7 protein-coding genes are annotated in these 24732 nt (G+C 74.9%); 3 read left to right on the top strand and 4 right to left on the bottom strand.

Annotated features, from left to right (window positions below; all coding sequences use genetic code 11):
* Positions 1-188 precede the first annotated feature (188 nt).
* Positions 189-1013: a thioesterase II family protein gene (locus OHA55_RS23250; protein WP_266709321.1), complete on the top strand. Its 825-nt coding sequence runs from the start codon at positions 189-191 to the stop codon at positions 1011-1013.
* On the opposite strand, the gene OHA55_RS23255 is transcribed toward OHA55_RS23250, so the two are convergent.
* Complete coding sequence (locus OHA55_RS23255; RefSeq protein WP_266709323.1) at positions 985-3735, bottom strand: LuxR family transcriptional regulator; 2751 nt, start codon at positions 3733-3735, stop codon at positions 985-987. The genes OHA55_RS23250 and OHA55_RS23255 overlap by 29 nt on opposite strands.
* Positions 3736-4028: 293 nt before the next feature.
* On the bottom strand, positions 4029-6785 hold the full coding sequence (locus tag OHA55_RS23260) for a BTAD domain-containing putative transcriptional regulator (protein WP_266709325.1): 2757 nt from the start codon (positions 6783-6785) through the stop codon (positions 4029-4031).
* 229 nt (positions 6786-7014) lie between these two features.
* On the opposite strand from OHA55_RS23260, the gene OHA55_RS23265 reads away from it, so the two are divergent.
* Entirely contained in the window at positions 7015-7899 is an 885-nt protein-coding gene (locus tag OHA55_RS23265) for an ROK family protein (RefSeq protein WP_266709327.1), read from the top strand.
* Between the two features lie 155 nt (positions 7900-8054).
* On the opposite strand, the gene OHA55_RS23270 is transcribed toward OHA55_RS23265, so the two are convergent.
* Both OHA55_RS23270 and OHA55_RS23275 read right to left on the bottom strand, forming a co-directional pair.
* Positions 8055-8489, bottom strand: coding sequence for a type II 3-dehydroquinate dehydratase (locus OHA55_RS23270; RefSeq protein WP_266709329.1), 435 nt, complete (start codon positions 8487-8489; stop codon positions 8055-8057).
* Positions 8482-9549: a 3-dehydroquinate synthase gene (locus OHA55_RS23275; protein ID WP_266709331.1), complete on the bottom strand. Its 1068-nt coding sequence runs from the start codon at positions 9547-9549 to the stop codon at positions 8482-8484. Before OHA55_RS23275 ends, OHA55_RS23270 begins: the two co-directional genes overlap by 8 nt.
* A gap of 356 nt (positions 9550-9905) precedes the next feature.
* On the opposite strand from OHA55_RS23275, the gene OHA55_RS23280 reads away from it, so the two are divergent.
* Positions 9906-24716, top strand: coding sequence for a type I polyketide synthase (locus tag OHA55_RS23280; RefSeq protein WP_266709333.1), 14811 nt, complete (start codon positions 9906-9908; stop codon positions 24714-24716).
* Positions 24717-24732: the final 16 nt, after the last annotated feature.

The raw sequence follows: 24732 nt of genomic DNA on the forward strand, positions 1-24732 counted from the left end.
ACGGGCCCGTGAGCGGGGGGCCGGAAACCATCGGTGTGTGCTCCGGCATCGGGACGGCCTCTCCAGGTTGGCTGATCACGACCACCCCGCCATCCTGGCGCCCCCCGAGGCCCCCGGGGTACCCCAGAGGGCCCCTATCCCCGTACGCGCGAGCCGACTTGGGCCCGAGTCGACCCCAAGCTGTCCTCATGAAACCTCTGGAAGCCCTGAACTGGATTCGACCGCTCGGCAGCAGCACCCTCCCCTCGGCCTCCGACGGGGGCGGCCCCAGGCTGGTCTGCTTCCCGCACGCCGGAGGCGCCGCCAGCTACTTCCTTCCGGTGGCCCGCGCCCTGGAACCCGGGACGCGGGTGCTGGGCGTGCAGTACCCCGGGCGGCAGGACCGCTACCGGGAGCCGGTCGTGCAGGACCTGCGCACGCTGGCCGACCAGGTCCACGACGCGCTCACCACCGTCGACCCGGGCCCGGTGATGTTCCTCGGCCACAGCATGGGCGCGCTGGTCGCGTACGAGGTCGCGCTGCGTCTGCGCCGGGAGGGGCGCCCGGCGCCGCTCCGGCTCTTCGCCTCGGGCCGACGGGCCCCCTCACGCCACCGTGACGAGTTCGTCCACCTCAGGAGCGACGACCGGATCGCCGACGAACTGCGCAGGCTGGCCGGCCCGCACACCGCCCTGCTCAGCGACCCCGAGGTCTTCGCGCTGGTGCTGCCCGCGCTGAGGGGCGACTACCGGGCCGTGGAGACCTACCGCCACACCCCGGGCGACGTGCTCGACTGCCCGGTCACCGTGCTCACCGGGGACAGCGACCCCATGGTCACCCCCGACGAGGCCGAGGACTGGCGGCTGCACACCACCGCCTCCTGCGAGGTACGTGTCTTCAGCGGCGGCCACTTCTTCCCGGCCGGCCACGTCCAGGAGATCGCCGCGTTGCTGGCCGCCGGGGCGGCCGCCGGGCAGAGCCCGGTCGGCGCCCCGGACGCCGGGGTCAGCCGGTCTTGTCGCGCAGCCAGTTGAGATCGCTCGGCAGCTCCTTGCGGTGCGTGATCTCCAGTTTCCGGTAGACACGTGTCAGATGCTGCTCGACCGTGCTCGCCGTGATGTAGAGCTTCGTGGCGATCTCCCGGTTGGTGTACCCCATGGCGGCGAGCGCCGCGACCCGGCGCTCGCTGCCGGTGAGCACCGCCAGTTTCTCCGCGTCGCCCGAAGCGGCCGGTGCCTCTCCCAGCTCGCTGCTCACCGAGAGGAGTTCCCGGGTGAGCGACTCGGCGTTGCAGCTCTGCGCCAGGTGCATCGAACGGCGGAACACCATGCGAGCCCTGCGGTTCTCGTCGAGCAGGTGGTACGCGCTGCTCAGCTTGGCCAGCGTCCGCGCCTGCTCGAACCGGTCGCCGCACTTCTCCAGCAGTTCCAGGGACTCCAGCAGCAGCTGGGGCCGCCGTCCCACCGGGCCGGCCGACGCCGTCAGCCGCAGCGCCAGAGCCCGGCCCCGCGCACTCCCGCTGCCCTGCCAGGTCAGCTGGTTGCCGACCTGTTGCCGCATCTGCTCCGTGTTGCCGAGGCCGAGCCAGGCCTCCGCGGCCCCGGTGCGCCATTGCACCAGACCGGCGGGGTCGAGCCCCCAGCCGCGTACCAGGTCCCCGCAGGACAGGAAGTCCGCCAGCGCGGCGTGGTAGTGCCGGGTCGCCAGGTGCAACTGGCCGCGCGCGTAGAGGTAATGCACCCCGTGCGACGTCTGGAACATGGTGTCCGGCACCTGGTGGGCCAGCAGCGCCCCCGCCTCCTCGAAGCGCCCGAGCCTGGCGTTCGCCAGGATGAGGGTGCCCAGCGGCAGCCCGGCCGCCACACCCCAGGCGCGTACGTTGAGTTCGGTCAGCGACTCCTCCGCGTGCCGAGCGGCCCCCGCCAGGTCACCCCTGGCCATCGCCACCTCGGCACGCACGAAGAGCATCAGCGCCCGCCAGGGGAGCGTCCGCCCGCCGGCCTCCCGGTCGAGCAGCCGTTCGCACCACTCCTGGGCCGTGTGCGTCCGGTCCGCCACCAGCAGCGTCCGGAAGGCCAGCAGGGCGGCCTCGTCGACCCAGCAGGTGTGCCGGCCCAGGTGCAGGTCCCGCAGGGTCTCCTTCGCCCGCACCACCGCCTCCTCGGTCTGCCCCCGGGAGAGCTGCCCCGCCATCACCGCCGCGGCCTGGAGCCACGGATCGGCCAGCGGGGTGACGGTCCGTCCGTCATCCGGGCGAACCGGCGGCAGATAGCCGCGGCGGGCCAGCGGCGGGTGGGTGAAGGCCAGCCACCCTTCGAGGTCGCGCAGTTCGTCGGCGACCGCCGGCGAGTTCGCCGCCCCGTCCCGTACGAGGCTCAGCAGCCGGCCCGCCTCCTGCGTCCGGCCGTGCCAGAGCAGGTGCCGGATCAGGTTGAGCCCCTCCCGCAGACTCAGGTGCCCGGCGCGCAGCGCGTTGGTGAGGGCCGGCAGATGACGCCCGGCGCTGACCGGGTTGATCATCCACTCCGTGTGGGTGAGCCGGGCCCTGATCGACGCCGCGGCCCCCGGTTCGGTGGGTCCCGCCAGAGCCAGTTCCAGGTACTGCGCGCCCCGCACCAGACGCAGGGAGTACAGCTCCTGTTCCGCCGCCTCCAGCAGACACGGCATGCCCCACACCGGCGGGGCGGTACCCGCGCTCAGCAGGTGGAACGCCACGGCCGTCGGCGCGCTGCCGCTCTCGATGAGCAGTTCCGCGGCCCGCCGGTGGAGAGTGGCGCGGACCTTCTCCGGGATGCGCTCCAGCACCGCGGCCCGCGCCGACTCCTGCCGGAACCGGCGGTTCAGCAGCAGCCCCGCCGACGTGAGCTTGCGCAGGGCGCAGTCCACGGCCTGCGGGTTGAGGTCGAGGAGCCGTGCCGTGTCGAGACCGGTCTCCTCGTCGTCCAGTACGGCGATGCCTCGCGCGACTTCCAGCACCACCGGGTCCCGGTCCTGGAGCAGCCCCAGCACGGCGAGTTCGTAGCGGCTGTTGTCCTGCGTCTGGGCCGCCCGGTCGTCGATCAACGCGGACAGCAGCAGCGGGTTGCCCCCGCTGGCCGCGTGCAGTTCGGCCGCCAGCGGCTCCGCGCTCTCCGGGCCGAACCGGCGCGCCACCAGCTCGTACGCGCCCCGCCGGCTGAGCGGAGCGACCTGGATGTGGCGCATGTGCTGCTGGCGTTGCAACTCCGCGAGCAGCGGGGCGGTGACGTCCGGACGCTCGCCGTTGTCGGTGACGGTCACCATGATCCGGTCGGCGCTGCTGCGCCGCACCAGTTGCTGGAGGAAGTCGAGCGACGCCGGGTCGGCGTGGCCGATGTCGTCGACCGTGATCAGCAGCGGCCGGTCGGCCGCGACGGCCCGCAGTCGCAGGCACAGTGCGTGGTAGAGCCGCTGGCGGTCGGCGTCGGCGGTCCCGCCCTGCGCCGCCGCTCCCTCCAGCAGCCTGCCTATCTCGGTTCCGTGCGGGTCGGGCAGCGGCGTGGCGTACAGCAACTGGCTGACCACACCGAGGAAGAGCCCTTCCTCGGCGGGGGCGCAGGAGGCGCTCAGGACCAGGGCGCCGCGCTCCAGCTGACTACGGGCGAAGGACTGGAGCAGGGCGGTGCGCCCGGTGGCGGGAGCTCCGCAGAGCAGGGCCACCTGTCCTTGTCCGGTGATGCACTGTTCGGCCAGATCCTCCAGTACGGCTATTTGTTCGTGACGCTCTATCAGTTCCACGGACCTGATCCCCCTACGTGTGTCGCGGTCCAGTGTCAAGCGGCGTGCCTGAAGCAAACGCGTTGCAAGCTAGCAGTGGCCCGTGACGCTCAGCCCATCGGACGGCAACGCTCCGGGGGTGCCGACGGCACGCGGTGCCGGGGAGCGGGGAGGCAGATGAATCCGGGCGTACGAATCCGGCCGTCCACATAGGGCCTGGTCCAGACGCGTGTGGCTCATAAGGTGCGCTCGGCGGCAGGGGAGGTACAGGCCGGACAGTCGGTTTCCGGCCAGTCAGGGGTGGGGGCGGGTGATTACCGGAGGGTGGGCTTCCCGTTGCCGTCGAGCGGGACGGAGTCGACCGGGAGCGTCGGCGGGAGCGGGGGGATCGGCAGCGGTCCGGGGTGGGTGAGTCCTCGTTCCATCAGCCAGGCGGCGGCCCGGTGATGGCGTGCCACCCGGGACGAGAGGGGTATCTGGGAGTACGCCACCGCCTGGATCAGTGGATGGGGGAAGCAGTACTCGTTCGCCATCGGGCCCGTCCGTCCGTGCCGCAGCCGATGTACCAGTTCGCGACGCTCCAATCGCGCCAGGCACTGGTTGGCCTGATCCGTCCCTCGCTGTCCCATCGCGGCGATCACCTCGGCCGTCGCTCCGCTGCCGAAAACGGCCATGTCGTGCAGGACGGCCTTCTCGTCGGCGGGCAGGTCGTCCAGCCGTGCGGCGATGACACTGTGCACCTGCTGCGGGACCGGCAGGACCGGGCTTGCCGCCCCGGCGGTGCGGCGCCAGACGCCGAGACCGGGCGCGACGCGGTCCCAGAGCAGCGGTATCCCCGAGCGAAGCAGCCGCGCGTACTCCTCGGCGAAGCGGGGGTTGCCGCCGACGCACTCCCGCAGCTCCGTCCGGCCGACGGTGGGTATCCGGTGCTGGCCGCCGGTCACCGCGGACGTGCGCGGCACCCGGAGCAGCGCTTCGAGCATCCCGTCCATGGAGGCGTCGTCGAGCCGCTCCAGGGTGATGGCGGAGGAACTGGGCTTTCCCCCGCCCCAGTGCGGCAGCCGGAACTGGAGTTCGGGCCGGGCCGTCGCGATCACCAGCATCGGAGCGGTACCCGGGCTGACCAACTGCTCGACGAGGTTCAGCAGCGGCTTCCCCGCCCGGTGCAGGTCCTCGACGATCACCACCAGCGGGCGGTGCGCCGCCTCCTCCTCCAGGGCGTGCCGCAGGGCGGACATGACCTGGCCCGCGTACGCGGCGGGCAACACGCGCACCCCCGGATCGGCGGCCCTCGTCAACTGGGCCAGCAGCCACTCCGCCGTCGTCCGGTCCACGTCCAGCTGGTCGACGGTCGCGGCCAGTTTCTCCAGCGCCGCCGGCGAGGAGTCGCCCGGAACGATCCGGGCGAGGGACCTGACGAGCTGCCGGAGCGTCCCGTGCCCCTCGCCCTCGTCGAGCGCGGAGACCCGGCCGAGCACCCAACGGGCCTGCTCCGGACAGGTGAGGAGACTCTCTCCGAACTCCTCCATCAGACGGCTCTTGCCGATGCCGGGTTCGCCGAACACGGTCACCAGATGGCCGCGCCCACGCGTGTGCACGTCCGACAGGAGGTCGTGCAGCACCTCCAGCTCCCGGGTCCGTCCGAAGAAGGGGGTGCAGTGCGTCCGGGGGATCTCCGTGCACCGGGCAGCGGTCACGTGCCCGCCGCCGAGATGGTCCACCGCGGGGAAGCAGGTGAAGGCGCGACCGCTCGCCTGGAGGGTGATCTCGCAGACCCGCACGGTGGCCGGGGGGACGAAGGCCAGCAACTGCTGGCACTGGTCCACGACGGCGCCGGTCAGCCGGGCCTGCGCGTCGTCGCCGGGCGGCGCGATCAGGGCCTGGCCCGTGGTGACGGCCGCCGCCGTGTTGAGCTGCACCGCGCGGGTGTCGGAGGACGCCAGCGCGGCCGTGCGCTCCCGGATCGCCAGCGCGGCGCGGACGGCGCGCTGCGCGTCGTCCTCATGGGTGTGCGGCACGCCGAAGACCGCCATCCGCACCGAACCGATGGCACCGTGCACGAATCCGCCGTGGCGCGCGACCTCCTCGCGCACGATGGAGTCCACGGTGCCCAGAATGTCCGCGACGCACTCGGCGTCGTCCGCCGACTCGTGCTGGGGGTCGAGCTGGGCCCGCGTCATGAGGACGCTCACGAGTTTGTTCTCGGCGGACTCGACGGTACCCGGCCCGGTGACCGCCGCCGGCCCGGACCGGACGTCCGCAGGGGTGAACACCGCCGTTCCCGGGGCCGCCCCGCCGTCCCGCGCACCCGGCAGCAGCAGAGCCTCCTCGTGATTGAGGATCGCCTGCTCCAACTGCTGGAGCTCGTAACCCGGATCGAGGCCCAGGTCCTCCACCAGCCGCTGGCGGGTGCGGCGGTAGACCGTCAGCGCGTCCGCGTGCCGCCCGCAGCGGTACAGCGCCAGCATCAGCTGGCCGCACAGCCTCTCCCTGGTGGGGTCCGCCCCCGTCTCGGCGGCCAGCTCCCCGACGATCTGCTGGTGCAGTCCCGCGCCCAATTCGGCCTCGACACGCTCCTCCAGCACGTCGAGCCGGGCGCTGCGGATCACCGAGAGCTCGGGCCACCGCACCCCCGACTCGGCCAGGTCGGCCAGCACGGGGCCGCGCCACAGGCCGAGCGCCTCGCGCAGCCTGGCTACCCCCGACTCCCGCTCGCCCGCCGAGAGTTCGGCTCTTCCCAGATCCACCAGCGCCTGATGCCGGTGCCAGTCGACGCAGCCGGCCGGCACGCGCAGGACATAGCCCGGAGCGCTGGTCTCCAACCTGACGTCGTGTTGGCTCACCCCGGCGGCCAGAGTCCGGCGCAGGGCCGCCACGGCGTTCTGCAGCACCTTGCGGGCCGTGGCAGGCGACTCCTCGCCCCACACCGCGGTCAGTAGCCGGCTCGTCGCCACGGTCCTGTTGGCGTGCAGCAGCAGGAACCCCAGGGTGGCCCGTTGGCGGATGCCCCCGAGGGCCAGCGGGCCGTGGTCGTCCAGCACCTCCAGCGGACCCAACAAATTGAAGCGCACGGGCATTTGCCTCCATTCGGCTGATCGCGTCGCGCTGCGGACGACGACAAGGACGGGCGGTCTTGGTCCGCCTCGGGCTGTACCGGCCAGGAGGGGTGCGGGGATTCTCCGGACGAACCCGGGCGGGGTCAAGTGGCGCCGCCGGTCCGGGTGCCGCCGGAGCCCGGGTGGCGTCACCCGGACCGGCGGCGCACTCCCGTGCCGGCCGGTCGCGCGATAAAGTCCCTACGTGTCAACCTACTTGGGTATCGACGTCGGCGGAACCAAGGTCGCGATGCGCCTGGAGGGCGCGGGGTCGGCTCCGGCCGAGAGTTCCTTCCGGTGGCCCCCGGCCGGAGACCCGGACCGGGATCTGTCCGCACTCGGCGACCACCTGCGGGGGTTCCTCGCCGCCCGGCCGGGGCCCGTCCTCGCCGCCGGGGTGGCCGTGCCCGCCACGCTCGGGCCGGCCGGGCAGGTCGTCGCCTGGCCCAACCGGCCGTCCTGGACCGGCCTCGAACTGGGCGGCCGCCTGGGCGAGATGCTCCCCGGGACCACGGTGGTCTGCCAGGACGACGGCGATCTGGCGGCGCTCGCCGAGGCCGCCGAGGGCGGATACCGCGATCTGCTCTACCTCGGTGTGGGCACCGGGATCGGCGGCGGTGTCGTCCTCGACGGCCGCCCGCAGCCGCGTCCGGGCCGCGGTTCGGCCGAGGTGGGACACGTCGTCGTCGACCGCTCCGGCCCGCGCTGCGACTGCGGACGCCGCGGCTGCGTCCAGGCCCTGGCCTCGGGTCCCGCGATGCTGCGGGCCGCCTCGGAGTTGCGGGGCGCCCCGGTGGACTCCGGCGAACTGAGCCGGGGCATCGAACGCGGGGAGCCCTGGGCCGTCGAGGCGAGGGACCGGGCCTGTGCCGCGCTGGCCACGGCCGTCGTCTCGCTCGCCGAGGTGCTGCGCCCCGAGGCCGTACTGATCGGTGGCGGCGCCGCCGCGCTGCCCGGCCTGGTGACCGGCGTCGCGGCCATGGCCGCCGGGATGTCCCGGCCGGGCCACCCCGCCCCGCCGGTCGGACCGGCCGCGCTGGGCGCCCTCTCGTCCCTGCGCGGAGCCCTGCTGCTGGCGGCCGGAGTCTGAGGGCGCGACCGGGACGGGCGAGCGGAACCGAGGCGGAACCGGGGCGGCGGCGGACGGTGGGCCGGGAGGCGAGCGGCGGTGGACCGGGAGGCGGTGGGCCGGCTCACCGCACCGCCCCCGGCCCCCCGTCCCGCACCGCCGCCGCGCCCGCCCGGTCAGTCCCCCGCGCGGCGGGCCAGCGCCCGTGCGGCCAGCCGGTACCCGTCCGCGCCGAGCCCCGCGATGACCCCGTCGGCCAGCGGCGAGATCACCGACTCGTGCCGGAAGCTCTCCCGGGCCCAGACGTTGGACAGATGCACTTCGATCCAGGGGCGCGGGTAGTCGGCGAGCGCGTCCCGCAGACTCCACCCGGCGATCATCAGAGCGCCCGGATTGACGATCGCCCCGACGGTGCCGTAGGCGCCCTGGAGCGCGTGGATCAGATCCGCCTCGCTCTCGCTCTGCACGGCCGTCAGCCGCCACCCCCGGACCGCTATCTCCTCGGACACCGCCTTCTCGATGTCCTCCAGCGTGTCCGTTCCGTAGATCTCCGGTTGGCGGCGGCCCAGGATGCCGAGATTGGGGCCGTTCAGCAGCAGTACCTCAGACATGCGTGTCTCCCTCGTGAGTGAAGCCGGCGGTGTCCTGCCGGGGCATCCGGGCCAGCGTCCGTGCCACGACCTCTTCGGGGACGTCCGGCACCAGACCGACGCCCGTCCCCGAGTCCAGGACGAAGGTGAGGCCCCGCTCCGCCTTCTTGTCCCGGCGCATCAGCGTGATCAACTCCTGCGGGGCGAGCCCGGCGGGCAGCGCGGTGGGCAGCCCGTAGTGCCGGACGACCTCGGTGTGCTCCGCCACCCGGGCCGCGCCGATCCGGCCCAGCGCGCCCGCCAGCCGGCCGGCGAACACCGTGCCCACCGCGACGCCCTCGCCGTGCGACATCGTGAATCCGGTGGCACGCTCCAGGGCGTGCCCCAGGGTGTGTCCGTAGTTCAGCGTGTGCCGCAGCCCGGAGTCACGCTCGTCCCGTGACACCACGGAAGCCTTGAGGCGCACGCTGGCGGCGATCTGCTCGCCCCGGTCCAGCCCCCGCAGATCGCCGGCGCCGATGAAGTGGCAGCGCGCGATCTCCCCGTAACCGCCGATGAGTTCACGGTGCGGCAGAGTGCTGAGGTAGTCGGTGTCGCACAGCACCGCGGCGGGCTGCCAGTAGGTGCCGACGAGGTTCTTGCCCTCCGGCAGGTTGACCGCCGTCTTGCCGCCCACGCTCGCGTCCACCTGTGCGAGCAGCGTGGTCGGCAGATGTACCACCGGGGTGCCCCGGTGGTACAGCGCCGCGGCCAGGCCGGCGGTGTCGGTGGTGGTGCCGCCGCCCACCGCCACCACCGCGTCGGACCTGGTCAGGCCGAACTCGGCGAAGCGACGGCACAGCCGCTCGACCGATGCGAGCGTCTTGTCCGTCTCCCCGTCCCTGGCCGGCTCGACCACGTACGGCACCCCCGGATCGGGGACCCACTCCGCCGGCCGCGCGGACACCACCACCACCCTGCGGGCACCCATCCCGGCGAGCACGTCGGCGAGCGTGTGCCGCACCCCCGACCCGATCACCACCTGGTACGAGCGTTCCCCCAGCGGCACGTCGATCCGCCAGCTCTGCTTCTGCGTCGTCATCGAAGACCTCCCAGAGCCGTGATCCTCCGGCCGGACCGGACCCAGGGGGAGAGGGGGGAGGAAAGACAGGGAGGGCTTAGGGGGGAGCTCAGGGGGCGCGGCGCGACACCCCGCGACGAGACTTGCCGGGCCGGAAGCGCGTCGTACCAGGGCCGTCGCCGAAGTGCCGTCCGCCGGGCGGCGCCCCGCACGCAACGCTCGCCGCGCCGTCGGAGCGGTCCTCGTGCGCCCCGCACGAGAGCGGTCCTCCGCCGTGCGACGGTCCTTTGCCGGGCGGGGAATCGCACGCACCGGACACCGCCCGGCCCGGCCTCCGGCCGAACGACGGCACTTTGACGACTAGGGAAGTGGTGACCGTGCTCCGCACCGACCTGATCCGACCGCTGCCGGAACTGCTGCGGGCCAACGCGGCACGGTACGGCGACAAGACGGCGTTCAGCGACGCCGACCGCTCCGTCGGCTACCGGGAGTTGGAGGAGCGCACCCGGCGTCTCGCGGGACACCTCGCCGACCTCCGCCTCCAGCCCGGCGACCGCGCCGCCATCTGCCTGGGCAACCGCGTCGAGACGGTGGAGAGCTACCTCGCCGTCACCCGCGCCAACGGCATCGGTGTGCCGCTCAACCCGCGCGCCTCGGAGAGCGAACTCGCCTATCTGCTCGACGACAGCGGCGCCCGCGTACTCCTCACCGACACCGGCAATCTGGCCCGCCTCGCCGACGTCCTCGCCGAGCGCCCGGGACTGCGCGTGGTGGCCGTCGGGAACCTGCCCGGCGACGCCCCGTCCGGCACCCTTTCCTTCACCGCGCTGACCGCCACCGAGCCGGTGTCGCCCGCCCGCGACGACCTCGGGCTCGACGACCTGGCGTGGATGCTCTACACCTCCGGTACGACCGGGCGCCCCAAGGGCGTGCTCTCCACCCAGCGCAACTGCCTCTGGTCGGTGGCCGCCTCCTACGTCCCGGTACCCGGCCTGTCCGACCAGGACCGGGTGGTGTGGCCGCTGCCCCTGTTCCACAGCCTCGCGCACATCGTCTGCGTGCTCGGGGTGACCGCCGTCGGCGCCACCGCCCGGATCATCGACGGGTTCGCCCCCGAGGAGGTGCTGCGGGCGATCCGGGAGGAGTCCGCCACCTTCCTCGGCGGTGTCCCCGCCATGTACCACTACCTGGTGCGCGCCGCCCGCGAGTCCGGCTTCGAAGCCCCCGACCTGCGGATGTGCCTGGTGGGCGGCGCGATCACCACCGCCGAACTGCGCCGGTCCTTCGAGGAGGTGTTCCACGCCCCCCTCCTCGACGCCTACGGTTCCACCGAGACCTGCGGCTCCATCACCATCAACTGGCCCACCGGAGCCAGGGTCGAAGGCTCCTGCGGCCTGCCGGTGCCCGGACTGAGCGTCCGGCTGGTCGACCCCGAGACCGGACTCGACGTCCCCGACGGCTCCGAGGGCGAGGTGTGGGTGCGCGGCCCGAACGTCATGGCCGGCTACCACAACCGCCCCGAGGCCACCGCCGAGGTGCTGCGCGAAGGCTGGTACCACACCGGCGACCTGGCCCGCAGGGACGGCGCCGGGTACTTCACCGTCACCGGACGGCTCAAGGAACTCATCATCCGCGGCGGCGAGAACATCCACCCCGGCGAAGTCGAGGAGGTGCTCCGCACCGTCCCCGGCGTCGCCGACGTGGCCGTCGTCGGAAAGCCCCACGAGGTGCTGGGGGAGGTCCCGGTCGCGTTCCTGGTGGCGGGACCGGAGGGGCTCCGCCCCGACCTGCTGCTCGCCGCGTGCCGCGAACGGCTCTCGTACTTCAAGGTGCCCGAGGAGCTCTACGAGATCGGGAGCATCCCCCGGACCGCCTCCGGGAAGATCACCCGGCACGTGCTGCTGGACCTGCCCGCCCGGCTGCGGGCGGTGGGCGGCGGACACGTTCCCGCCCTCTTCGGCATCGACTGGTTCCCCCTCACCGCCACCGCCACCGCCCCCGTCCCCGCCGACACCGACGGGCCGCCGCCGCGCTGGTACGTGGCCGGGCCCGGCGCCGAGGACATGGCGGCGACCCTCGCCCCCGCCGACGCACACGCCTACGCCGACCTCACCGCGGCGCGCCGCGCGCTGAGCGGCGAGGAGCGTCCGGACGCGGTGCTGCTGCTGACGGCGGAGAGCGACCGCGGCGGCGCGGACGCCGCCACCGCGCGGGCCGCCGTCACCCCGGTCGCCGCCGACCTGGAGTCCTGGTACAACGACCCGGTCGCCGCCGGCATCCGGCTCGTCGTCGCCACCCGGGGCGCCGTCGCCACCGGCGGGGACGGGACCGACGGCCCGGACGCCGCGCAGGCGGCGGTCCGGGGCTGGGTCCTCGGCGTCCGCCCCGGCCACGGCGACCGGCTGGTCCTGGCCGACCTGGAGCCGGGCTCCGCCGCCGCGTTGCCGGCAGCCCTCGCCTCCGGCGAGCCGGACGTCGCGCTGCGCAACGGCGTCGTCCTCGTGCCCCGGCTGAGCCGGACCGCACCCGGCGAGCGGGAACCCGACCGGCCGGCCGGCGGCCGGCTGCTGGTCACCGGGGCCGACACGGCGGCGGCGGGCACCCTCGTCCGCCACCTCGCCGCGACCGGCGAGGCCGACGACGTCCTGCTGCTCAGCCCGCACGGTGCGGACGACCGGGACGCGGCGGCGCTGGCGGCCGACCTGGAAGCCGGCGGCACCCGCTGCGAACTGCTGGCCTGCGACCCCTCGGACCGTACGGCCCTCGCCGCCGCACTGGCGTCCTCCGGCCGGCCGGTCACCTCCGTGGCGCACGTCGCCGGAGCGGCCGGCGGGATGCCCGGCGAACTGCGGACCTCCGTACTCGACGGCGCCTGGCACCTGCACGAACTGACCGGCGACCACCCCCTGACGTCGTTCCTGGTGCTCGTCGAAGGGGCGGGACCGCTGGACGAGGGAGCCCCCGGAGAGTCGGCCGAGACCGCCTACCTGGTGGCCCTGGCCGGGGTGAGGCGCGCCGCCGGACTGCCCGCGCTGACCGTGAACTGGCCGTCCGGCGGACCGGTGACCGGCCGCGAGGGCCTCGCCGCCCTGGACGCCGCCCGGGCGGTTGACCGCTCCGCCCTGACCATCGCGCGCATCGACACGGGCGCCCTCGGCGGTGACGTGCCGCCGCTGCTGAGGGGGCTGGTCGAGTCGTCGGCCCCCGGAGCCGACGGCGCGGCCGACGCCGCCGCGACCGCCGCGCTGCGCGGCACGCTCGGCCGGCTGGACGCGGAGGGCCGGCTCGCGGCCCTGGGCGAGCTGGTGGCACGCGAGGCGGCCCACCTGCGGGAAGGCGCCGGAGGCCCGATCCCGATGGACCGGGCGTTCAAGGACCTCGGGTTCACCTCACTGGACGCGGTGGCCCTGCGGAACGCCCTGACCGCCGCCACCGGCCTCGCGCTCCCCGTCACCGTCGCCTTCGACCACCCGACCCCGGCCGCGCTCGGCCGTCACCTGCGCGCCGGACTCTGGCCGGAGGCCGCCGCCTCCGCCCCCGGCCGCGCCGCGCGGCCCCCGGTGCAGCCCGACGAACCCGTCGCCATCGTCGGCATGTCCTGCAGGCTGCCCGGCGGCGTGTCCTCGCCCGAGGACCTCTGGCGGCTGGTCACCGAGGGACGCGACGCCATCGCGGCGTTCCCCACCGACCGGGGATGGAACTTCGACGAGCTCTTCGACCCGGACCCCACCGCACCCGGCACCTCCTACGTCAGGGAAGGCGGCTTCCTCGACTCGGCCGCCGACTTCGACGCGGAACTCTTCGGCATCTCGCCCCGCGAGGCGCTCGCGATGGACCCCCAGCAGCGGCTGCTGCTGGAAGCCTCCTGGGAGGCCCTGGAGAACGCGGGCATCGCCCCCACCTCGTTGCGCGGCGAGGCCGCCGGGGTGTTCGCGGGCGTGATGTACCACGACTACACGGCACACGTGCGCCGGGCGCCCGAGGGGACCGAGGGATATCTGGGAATCGGATCGGCCGGCAGCGTCGTCACCGGCCGGGTCTCCTACGCCCTGGGCCTGGAAGGCCCCGCCATCACCGTCGACACCGCCTGCTCGTCCTCCCTGGTCGCCCTGCACCTGGCGGCCCGGTCGCTGCGCCAGGGCGAATGCACCCTGGCGCTGGCCGGCGGGGTCGCCGTGATGGCGAAGCCCTCCCCCTTCGTGGAGTTCTCCCGCCAGCGGGGACTGGCCGCCGACGGCCGCAGCAAGGCGTTCGCCGAGGCGGCCGACGGGACCAGCTGGTCCGAGGGCGTCGCCCTGCTCGTCCTGGAACGGCTTTCCGACGCCCGCCGCAACGGCCACCGCGTCCTCGCCGTGGTGCGGTCCTCCGCCCTGAACCAGGACGGAGCCTCGAACGGTCTCACCGCCCCCAGTGGCCCCGCCCAGGAACGCGTGATCCGCCAGGCCCTCGACCAGGCGGGTCTGAAGCCCTCGGACGTCGACGCGGTGGAGGGCCACGGCACCGGAACCCGGCTGGGCGACCCGATCGAGGCGCAGGCCGTCATCGCGACGTACGGCCAGGACCGTCCCGCCGGGCAGCCGGTACTGCTGGGCTCGCTGAAGTCCAACATCGGCCACACCCAGGCCGCCGCCGGAGTCGCCGGTGTGATCAAGACGGTCATGGCGCTGCGCAACGGCGTGCTGCCGAAGACCCTGCACCTGGACCGGCCGACCACCCGGGTGGACTGGACCCGGGGAGCGGTGGAACTCCTGACCGAGGCCCGCGACTGGCCCGCCCTGGACCGTCCCCGGCGGGCCGCGGTGTCGTCGTTCGGCGTCAGCGGCACCAACGCGCACGTGATCCTCGAACAGGCCCCCGAGGAGCCCGAGGAGAGGCCGGAGGGCACCGGAATCCCCTCGGTCGTATGGCCGTTGTCCGCCCACACCGAGGAGGCGCTGCGCGGGCAGGCGGCCCGGCTCGCCGCGTACGCCGCCGGCCGTCCCGAACTGGAGCCCGCGGACCTCGCCCTGGCCCTGGCCACCACCCGGGCGCGCCTGGACCACCGTGCCGTCGTCGTCGCCCCCGGCCGGGAGGAGGCCGTCGCCCAGCTGACCGCGCTGGCCGAGGGCCGCCCGTCCGCCGAAGCGGTCACCGGTACCCCGGCGGGCGGCCGTACCGCCTTCGTGCTGACCGGACAGGGCAGCCAGCGGCTGGACATGGGCCGCCGGCTGTACGAGGAGCTCCCCGCCTTCGCCGCGGCCTTCGACACGGTGTGCGACGCCCTCGACCACCACCTGGCCGTGCCGCTGCGGAGCGTGGTGTTCGGGACGGACGCAGCCCTGCTGGACTCCACCGAGTTCACCCAGCCCGCCCTCTTCGCCGTCGAGGTCGCCCTGTACCGGCTCCTCGAAGGCTGGGGCGTCCGCCCGGACCTGCTCGCCGGGCACTCCGTGGGCGAACTGGCCGCCGCCCACCTCGCCGGTGTCTGGTCGCTGGAGGACGCCGCGGAGCTGGTGGCCGCCCGGGGACGGCTGATGGGAGCGCTGCCGCCCGGCGGCGCCATGGCCGCCGTGGAGGCCGGCGAGGAGGAGGTCACCCCCCTGCTGGACGCCTCGGTGGGACTCGCCGCCGTCAACGGCCCCCGGGCCGTGGTGGTCTCCGGTGACGCCGACGCCGTGGACCGGGTCACCGCCGTCCTCGCCGGGCGCGGCCACCGGGTCAAGCGGCTGCGGGTGTCGCACGCCTTCCACTCGCCGCTGATGGAGCCGATGCTGGAGGAGTTCCGGACCGTCGCGGAGCGACTGGCCTACGCGCCGCCCGCCGTGCCCCTGGTGTCCGGTCTGACCGGCCTGCTCGCCGATCCGGACGAGATCACCCGGCCCGAGTACTGGGTACGGCACGTACGGCGCCCGGTCCGCTTCGCCGACGCCGTACGGACCCTGCACGCCGAGGGCGCCAGGACCTTCCTGGAAATCGGCCCCGGCGGCGTCCTGACGGCGATGGTCCAGGACTGCCTGGAGTCCGTCGACGACCCGGCGGTGGAGGCCGTGCCGGCGCTCCGCCGCGACCGGCCGGAGCCGGGCGCCCTGCTCGCGGCGGTGGCCCGGCTGCACACCCGGGGCGTCCCCGTCGGCTGGCGGGAACTGCTGGGCGGCGCGGTGCTGCCCGCGCACCCGCTGCCCACCTACGCCTTCCAGCACCGCCGCTACTGGCTGTCGGCCGCCGAGGACACCGCCGACGTCTCCGCCGCCGGCCTGGTGAGCCCGGGACACCCGCTGATCGGCGCCGTCCTCGCCCGGCCCGACGGCGACGGCACCCTCTTCACCGCGAGGTTCTCCCGTACGGCCCAGCCGTGGCTCACCGAGCACCGGGTCGGCGACGATCCGGTGGTCCCGGGCACCGCGCTGCTGGAACTGGTCCTGCGGGCCGCCGACGAGGCGGGCGCGGACACCGTGGACGAACTCGTCGTGCACACCCCGATGGTGCTGCCCGTACAGGGCGGCCTCCGCGTCCAGGTCGAAGTCGGCGGCCCCGACGCGACCGACCGCCTCCCGGTGTCCGTGCACGCCCGCCCCGACACCACGGACGGGGCGCCGTGGACGCTGCACGCGGCGGGCTTCCTCACCCACCGCGGTGAGGCCCCGGACTTCCGGCTCACCGCGTGGCCGCCCCCGGGCGCGACCCCGCTGCCGGTGGAGGACTTCTACGAACGGCGGGCGGCGGCCGGCTTCGGCTACGGCCCGCTCTTCCAGGGACTCCGCGCCGCCTGGGAGGACGGGGACGACCTGTACGCGGAGGTGTCGCTGCCGGAGGACCACACACCGCGGGCCGACCGCTTCGGCGTCCACCCGGCTCTGCTGGACGCGGCCCTCCACTCGGGCCAGGCGGCCTCCGGCGGCGACCGCGGCACCCGCGACCTGCCCTTCGAGTTCCGGCAGGTCTCCCTCCACGCCTCCGGCGCCACCGGACTCCGGGTGCGCCTGACCCGCTTGCCGTCCGGTGCCACCGCCGTCCGCCTGGCCGACCCGGCGGGCGAACCGGTCGCCACCATCGGCGAGCTGATCCTGCGCCCGGCGGGCCGGGCGGCGAGCGGCACGCCCGCCCCCGGAGCGGGCCTGCTCTTCCGCACCCGCTGGAACGCCGTGACACTGCCCGCGGCCGAGGCCGGCACCTGGACCTGGTACGGGTCCGCCGCCTCCGGGCATCCGGACCGGGCGCCCCACCGGGCCGCCGGGGCCGAGGACGGCCGGGCGCCGGAGCGGACGGCGGCACCCGACGTCGTCGTGATCGACGCGCGTGCCGTGTCCGGCACGGACGGCGAACGGCTCAGGGACCTCACCTCACAGGTGCTGGACGGGCTCCGCGACGTGCTGGACGGGACCGGCGAGGGCGACGCGCGCGTCCTGGTCCTCACCCGGGGCGCCGTGGCCGTGCACAGCGCGACGGAGGTCACCGACGTCGCCGCGGGAGCGCTCTGGGGCCTCGTCAGGTCGGCCCAGTCCGAACACCCCGGCCGCGTCGTCCTGGTGGACACCGACGGTGCGGAGGCCGCCGACGGCCTGCTGCCCGCCGTGGTCGCCTCCGAGCACGCCCAGGCCGCCCTGCGGGGCACCGAGGTGTTCCTGCCCCGGCTGGAACACGAGGCCGCCGGGCCCGCCCTGCGCGCACCGGCCGGTGCGACCGCCTGGCGCCTGGAGACCACCGGAGGCGGTGGCACCCTCAAGGACCTCGCCCTGGTGGACAGCCCGGCGGCGCTGGAACCCCTCGGACCGGACCAGGTACGCCTGAGCGTGCGGGCCGCCGGAGTCAACTTCCGTGACGTGCTGGTGTCGCTGGGCATGGTGCCCGGACAGAGCGGGCTCGGCGGCGAGGCCGCGGGCGTGGTGCTCGACGTGGGGTCCGCGGTCACCGGCCTCGCGCCCGGCGACCGGGTGATGGGCATGGCCGGCGACTTCGGGGCCTTCGGTCCCGTCGTGGTCACCGACCACCGGCTGCTCGTCCCCATGCCGGCCGGCTGGTCGTACCAGCAGGCGGCGGCCGTCCCGATCGTCTTCCTCACCGCCTACTACGGGCTGCGCGACCTGGCGGAGATCCGCGCGGGCGGGACCGTCCTGATCCACGCGGCGGCGGGCGGGGTCGGCATGGCCGCGGTCCAGCTGGCCCGGCACTTCGGAGCCGAGGTCTACGCCACCGCGTCCCCCTCCAAGTGGGACACCCTGCGGGCCTGCGGCATCGACGACGACCACCTGGCCTCCTCCCGTACCGCCGAGTTCGGCGAGAAGTTCCTCGCGGCGACCGGCGGGCGCGGCATGGACCTGGTGCTCAACTCCCTGGCCGGTGAACTCACCGACGCCTCGCTCGGCCTGCTGCCGCGCGGCGGGGCATTCCTGGAACTCGGCAAGACCGACGTCAGGGACCCCGACGAGGTCGCCCGCGCCCATCCGGGTGTCGGCTACCAGGTGTACGACATCCGCGAAGCCGGGCCCGACCGCATCCAGCGGATGCTGCGCGAACTGGCCTCGCTCTTCGCCTCGGGAGACCTCAGCCCGCTGCAGTCCGCCTCCTGGGACGTGCGGCAGGCCCCGGAGGCGTTCCGGCACCTCAGCCAGGCCCGCCACATCGGCAAGGTCGTCCTCACCGTCCCCCACGCCCTCGACCCGGAGGGCACCGTCCTCGTCACCGGCGGCACCGGGGTGCTCGGCGGCCTGGTCGCCCGCCACCTGGCCGGCGAACACGGCGTCCGCGAACTCCTGCTGGCCGGACGGCGCGGAGCCGCCGCCGAGGGGGCCGGGGAACTCGCCGCCGAACTCGCCGCCCTGGGAGCCCGGGTGACCTTCGCGGCCTGCGACACCTCCGACCGCGAGGAGCTCTCCCGCCTGCTCGCCTCGGTACCCGACGCGCACCCGCTGACCGCGGTCGTGCACACGGCGGGCGTCCTCGACGACGGGGTCCTCGGCTCGATGACCCCGGACCGGATGGACACCGTACTGCGGCCCAAGGCCGACACCGCGCTCCACCTGGACGAACTGACCCGGGACACCGACCTCGCGGCCTTCGTGATGTTCTCCTCGGCGGCCGGCACCCTCGGCAACCCCGGCCAGGCCAACTACGCGGCCGCCAACGCCTTCCTGGACGCGCTCGCCCAGCGGCGGGCGGCCCAGGGGCTCCCGGCGGTCTCGGTGGCCTGGGGCCTGTGGGCGCAGGCCAGCGGCATGACCGCGGACCTGGACGAGTCGGCCCTCTCGCGCACCCGGCGCGGCGGCATGCGCGCCCTCACCTCCGCCGAAGGCCTCGCCCTCTTCGACGCCGCGCTGCGCGGCCCGGAACCCGCCGTGCTCGCCGCGGGGCTGGAACTCGACGGCGCGCACCGGCCCGACCCGGTCCCCGAACTCCTCCGCGACCTGGTCCGGCCCGCCCGGCGCGTCGCCGCGACCGCCGCCCCGGTCCAGGGCGTGGCGGACCGGCTGGCCACCATGACCGAGGAGGCCGGCCGGCGGGAGATCCTCGCCCTCGTACGGGGCGAGGCGGCGACCGTCCTCGGCCATGCGACGGCCGACGCGGTCGGCGCCGAACGCTCCTTCAAGGAAGCCGGCTTCGACTCCCTCACCGCCGTCGAGCTCCGCAACCGGCTGAGCGGAGCCACCGGGATGCGCCTGCCCGCCACCCTGGTCTTCGACCACCCCACGCCCGCCGAGCTCTCCCGCCACCTGTGGCCCCTGCTCTCCGGGAGCGACGAGGACCGGCCCGCGGCGGCGGGCACCCCGGCCGCCCCGACCCCGCCGCCGGCCCCCGACGACGACCCGATCGCCATCGTCGCGATGGGCTGCCGGTTCCCGGCCGGCGCGGACGACCCCGAGCGCTTCTGGCGGCTGATCGAGGACGGCGTCGACGCCGTCACCGAGTTCCCGGCCGACCGAGGCTGGGACCTGGACTCCCTCTTCCACTCCGACCCCGACCACCTCGGCACCAGCTACGCCCGCCGCGGCGCCTTCCTCGACGCGGCCGCCTTCGACGCCGACTTCTTCGGCATCTCACCGCGCGAGGCCCTGGCCATGGACCCCCAGCAGCGCCTGCTGCTGGAGGTGGCCTGGGAGACCCTGGAGAGCGCGGGCCTCGACCCGACCTCCCTGCGCGGCACCGACGTCGGCGTCTTCACCGGAGTGATCAACCACGACTACGCGCTGCGGCTGCGCGACGCGCCCGCCGAGATCGAGGGCTACCGGCTGACCGGGACCTCCGGCAGCGTGGCCTCCGGACGGGTGTCGTACACCCTCGGGTTCGAGGGCCCGGCGCTGAGCGTCGACACGGCCTGCTCCTCCTCCCTCGTCGCCCTGCACCTCGCCGTCAGGGCGCTGCGCCAGGGCGAGTGCTCCATGGCGCTCGCCGGAGGGGTCACCGTGATGGCCACCCCGGACAACTTCATCGAGTTCTCCCGGCAGCGCGGACTCGCCGCCGACGGACGGTGCAAGGCGTTCGCCGAGGGCGCCGACGGCACCAGCTGGGCGGAGGGCGTCGGACTGCTCCTGGTCGAGCGGCTCTCCGACGCCCGCCGGCTCGGTCACGACGTACTCGCCCTGGTACGCGGCTCCGCCGTCAACCAGGACGGCGCCTCCAACGGACTGACCGCCCCCAACGGGCCCGCCCAGCAGCGGGTGATCCGGCAGGCGCTCGCCGACGCGCGCCTCGCCGCCCCCGACGTCCAGGCCGTCGAAGCGCACGGCACCGGCACCGCGCTGGGCGACCCCATCGAGGCCCAGGCCCTGCTGGCCACCTACGGCACCGGACGCCCGGAAGGCCGGCCGCTCTGGCTCGGCTCGGTGAAGTCCAACATCGGTCACACCCAGGGCGCCGCGGGCGTCGCGGGCGTCATCAAGATGGTGCAGGCGATGCGCCACGGCGTCCTGCCCGCCACCCTGCACGCGCAGTCCCCCTCCTCGCACGTGGACTGGTCCGCCGGGCAGGTCTCCCTGCTCACCGAGGCCCGCCCGTGGACCGACGAGGACGGCCCGCGCCGGTGCGCCGTCTCGGCCTTCGGGGTGAGCGGCACCAACGCCCACGTGGTGCTCGAACAGGCGCCGCCGGAGCCGTCCTCCGAGGCGGCGCCGGCACCCGGGGCGCCGCTCCCCGCCGTCCTGCCGTTCCCGGTGTCCGCCCGGACCGGCGGCGCGCTGCGAGGACAGGCCACCCGCCTGGCCGCGCTCCTGGGCTCCGGGACGGCCCCCGGCCAGGGCGACCTCGCGTACTCGCTGGCCACCACCCGGTCCCACGCGGAGCACTCCGCGGTGATCCTGGCGGCGGACCGCGCCGAACTCCTCGACGGGCTGCGGGCCCTGAGTCGCGACGAGGAGACGCCCGGCACCGTCCGCGGCGTCCGCGACACCCCGGGGGAGCTCGCCTTCCTCTTCACCGGCCAGGGCAGCCAGCGACCCGGCATGGGACGCGAACTCCACGCCGCCTTCCCGGTGTTCGCTGCGGCCTTCGACGAGATCTGCGCCACCTTCGACCCGTACCTCGACCGCCCGCTGAAGGAGATCGTCCTCGGCTCGGAACCGGAGGAGCTGAACCGCACCGCGTACACCCAGCCCGCCCTGTTCGCCGTCGAAGTCGCCCTCTTCCGGCTGATGGAGGCATGGGGGATCAGGCCCGACCGGCTGGCCGGGCACTCCATCGGCGAACTGGCCGCCGCCCACGTCGCGGGCGTGCTCGGCCTGGCCGACGCCTGCGCCCTGGTCGCCGCACGCGGCCGGCTGCTCCAGTCGCTGCCCGAAGGCGGCGTGATGACGGCCGTGCAGGCCTCCGAGGAAGAGGTGCTGCCCCTCCTCGCGGGTCACGACCGGGTGGGGATCGCCGGGATCAACGGCCCCCGGTCCGTCGTCCTGTCCGGCGCGGCCGAAGAGGTCGCGCGGGTCGCACAGGTCTGCGCGGAGAAGGGCTGGAAGACCCGCGCCCTCAGGGTCAGCCACGCCTTCCACTCCCCGCTGGTCGAACCGGTCCTGGCCGACTTCCGCAAGGTCGCCGAGGGGCTGCGCTACCACCACCCCCTGATCGAGGTCGTCTCCGCCGTCACCGGGGAGCCGCTCGACGCGGCCACCCTCGCCTCCCCGGACTACTGGACGGACCACGTCCGCCGTCCGGTCCGCTTCACCGACGCCGTACGCACCCTGCGCGCGGCGGGTACCACCACCTTCCTCGAACTCGGCCCCGACGCGGTGCTGACGGCCATGGCCGGCGAGATCCTCGCCGAGGACGACACCCCCTCCCGCTGCCTCCCGCTGCTGCGCCGCGACCACTCCGAGGTACGCGCCCTGCTCTCGGCCGTCTCCCAACTGCACGCGGACGGCGCCGCCGTCGACTGGGCGGCCCTGTACGCCGGTACGGGCGTACGACGGGTGGCGCTGCCCACCTACGCCTTCGAGCACCGGCGGCACTGGCCCGCCGTGACCCGCCGGACGGAGGGCGCCCCGGGGCTGCGGCCCCTCGGCCACCCCCTCCTGTCCGCGACGCTGGACGTCGCGGACGGCAGCAGCCTCCTCTTCGACGCCCCGCTCGCCCTCTGGTCGCACCCGTGGCTCGGTGACCACCGGGTCTCCGGACGGGTCGTCGTACCAGGGGCGGCGCTGGTCGAGATGGCTCTGCGGGCGGCGGGGGAGACCTCCGCGCCCGCGCTGGCCGAACTGCTCGTCGAAGCGCCCCTGGTCGTACCCGAAGAGGGATCCGTCCACGTGCAGGTGGTGGTCGGCGGGACCGGACCGGACGGCACCCGCGCGGTACGCGTCTACTCGCGGCCCGACGAGGAGGCGGGGACGCCCTGGACCCGCCACGCCGACGGCACCCTCACCCCCGAGGCACCCACGCCGGCCGCCCTCCGGGAGAGCTGGCCGCCCGACGGCGCCCGACCGGTGGACCTCGGCGGCTTCTACCCGCGCAAGGCGGCCGAGGGATACGGCTACGGCCCGGCCTTCCGCGGACTGCGCGCCCTCTGGACCCGCGACGAGGAGACCTTCGCCGAAGTCTCCCTGCCCGAAGACGAGACGGCGCAGGCGGCGGCCTTCGGCCTGCACCCGGCGCTCTTCGACGCCGCCCTGCACGCGGGCGACTTCGGGGCCCTCGGCGACCCCGGGCCGGACGGGGACGGCACCATCCGGCTGCCGTTCGCCTGGAGCGGCGTCACCCTGCACTCCTCCGGAGCCGCCCGGCTGCGGATCCGGGTCGCCCCCGCGGGACCCGACGCCTTCTCCCTGAGCGCCTTCGACGAGCGGGGAACCCCGGTGCTCACCGCCGACTCGCTGACCCTGCGACCCGTCGCCGCCGAGCAGTTGCGGAGCACGGGCGCGGCCGTGGGCGAGGCGCTGTTCCGGCTGGAGTGGACCGAGGCCCGGCGCACCGGGGAAGGCGCCGCCCTGCGCTGGGCGGTGCTGGACGGCGGCGCGACGGCCGGGGACGGGCACCACCCGGACGCGGCGGCCACGGGCGGCGAACTGCCCGACGCCGTCCTTCTCGACCTGTCCGAAGCGGGCGAGGCACCCGGTGAAGCCGTCGCCGGGCTCGTGCCCGCCGACACCCTCCGGCTGACCAGTCTGGTCCTGGACCGGCTCCTCGCCCACCTCGCCGAACCCGCCCTGGAGAACGTCCCCCTGGTGATCCGTACCTGCGGAGCCGTCCCGGCGGGGGGCGCGGACGAGTCCTGCGACCCGGTCGAGGCCGCAGTCTGGGGCCTGGTCCGCACCGCCCAGTCGGAGAACCCGGGCCGCTTCGTCCTGCTGGACACCGCCGACCCGGACCCGCTGGCCGTCGCGGGCGAAGTCCTCGCCACCGGTGAGCCCCAGGCCGCCGTCCGCGGCGGACGCGTCCTCGTACCCCGCCTGGTCCGGGCCGGGCAGCCGGCCGATCCCGCCCCCGCACGGGCGCTGGACCCGGACGGCACCGTCCTGATCACCGGCGGCACCGGCTCGCTGGGCGGCCTGATCGCCCGGCACCTGGTCACCGCGCACGGCGTACGCCGCCTGGTGCTGCTCAGCCGCAGGGGCGCCGCGGCACCCGGCGTGGGCGCTCTCGTCGAGGAACTGACCGCTCTGGACGCCGAGGTACGGGTCGAGGCCGCCGACGCCTCCGATCCCGCCGCGCTCTCGGCCGTACTGGACGCGATACCGCAGGAGCACCCGCTGACCGCCGTGGTCCACGCCGCCGGAACGACCGACGACGGCATCCTCACCGGACTGGACGGCGAGCGGCTGGCCGGCGTCCTGCGCCCGAAGGCGGACGCCGCCTGGCACCTGCACCGGCTCACCCGGGAGGCGGACCTCGCCGCCTTCGTCCTGTTCTCCTCGGCCGCCGCCGTGGTCGGCAACCCCGGACAGGCCAACTACGCGGCCGCCAACGCCTTCCTCGACGGACTGGCCGCGCACCGGCGGGCCTGCGGCCTGCCCGCCACCTCGCTGGCCTGGGGCCTGTGGGGGGTGAGCAGCGAGCTGACCGCCCACCTGGACGGCCGGGGCGCGGTGCCCCAGCTCTCCCCCGAGGAGGGACTCGCCCTGCTCGACGCCGCCCTCGCCTCCGGCGCCGGCACGCTGATGCCGGCCCGACTCGACTTCGAGGGGCTGCGGTCCGCCGCGGCCGACGGCACCCTGCCCGCGATCTACCACTCGCTCGTACGCCCCGTACCGAAGGCCGCGTCCGCCCCCGCCGCGGCGGGGGGCGGCACGTCCTGGACCGACCGCCTCACCGGGAAGACGGCAGAGGAGCAGCACGACCTCCTCCTCGGCCTGGTCCGCTCCTCGGCCGCCGCCTCCCTCGGCCACGCCGACGCCGACGACGTCGCTCCCGGACAGGCCTTCAAGGACGCGGGATTCGACTCCCTCGCCGCGGTGGACCTGCGCAACCGCCTCTCCACCGCCGTCGGAAGCCGGCTGCCCGCGACCCTCGTGTTCGACTTCCCCACCCCCGAGGCACTCGTCGGACACCTCAGGGAACTGCTCGCCCCCGCCCCCGACACCGGGGAGGCGGCGATCCGGGCGGAACTCGACGGCCTGGAACGCTCCACGGCGGCCGGAGCCGACAGCGCGGACGACCGCACCCGGTCCCACGTGGTGGGGCGGCTGCGGGCCCTGATCTCACAGTGGGAACGGCGCGACGACGCGGCCGAAAGTGGTCTGGACGCGGCTACCGACGACGAGATCCTTGAACTGGCACAGCAAGAACTCGGCCTCTGAACCATGATGACGGACA

The organism is Streptomyces sp. NBC_00102, from assembly GCF_026343115.1.
In the GTDB taxonomy this organism is placed as follows: Bacteria; Actinomycetota; Actinomycetes; order Streptomycetales; family Streptomycetaceae; genus Streptomyces.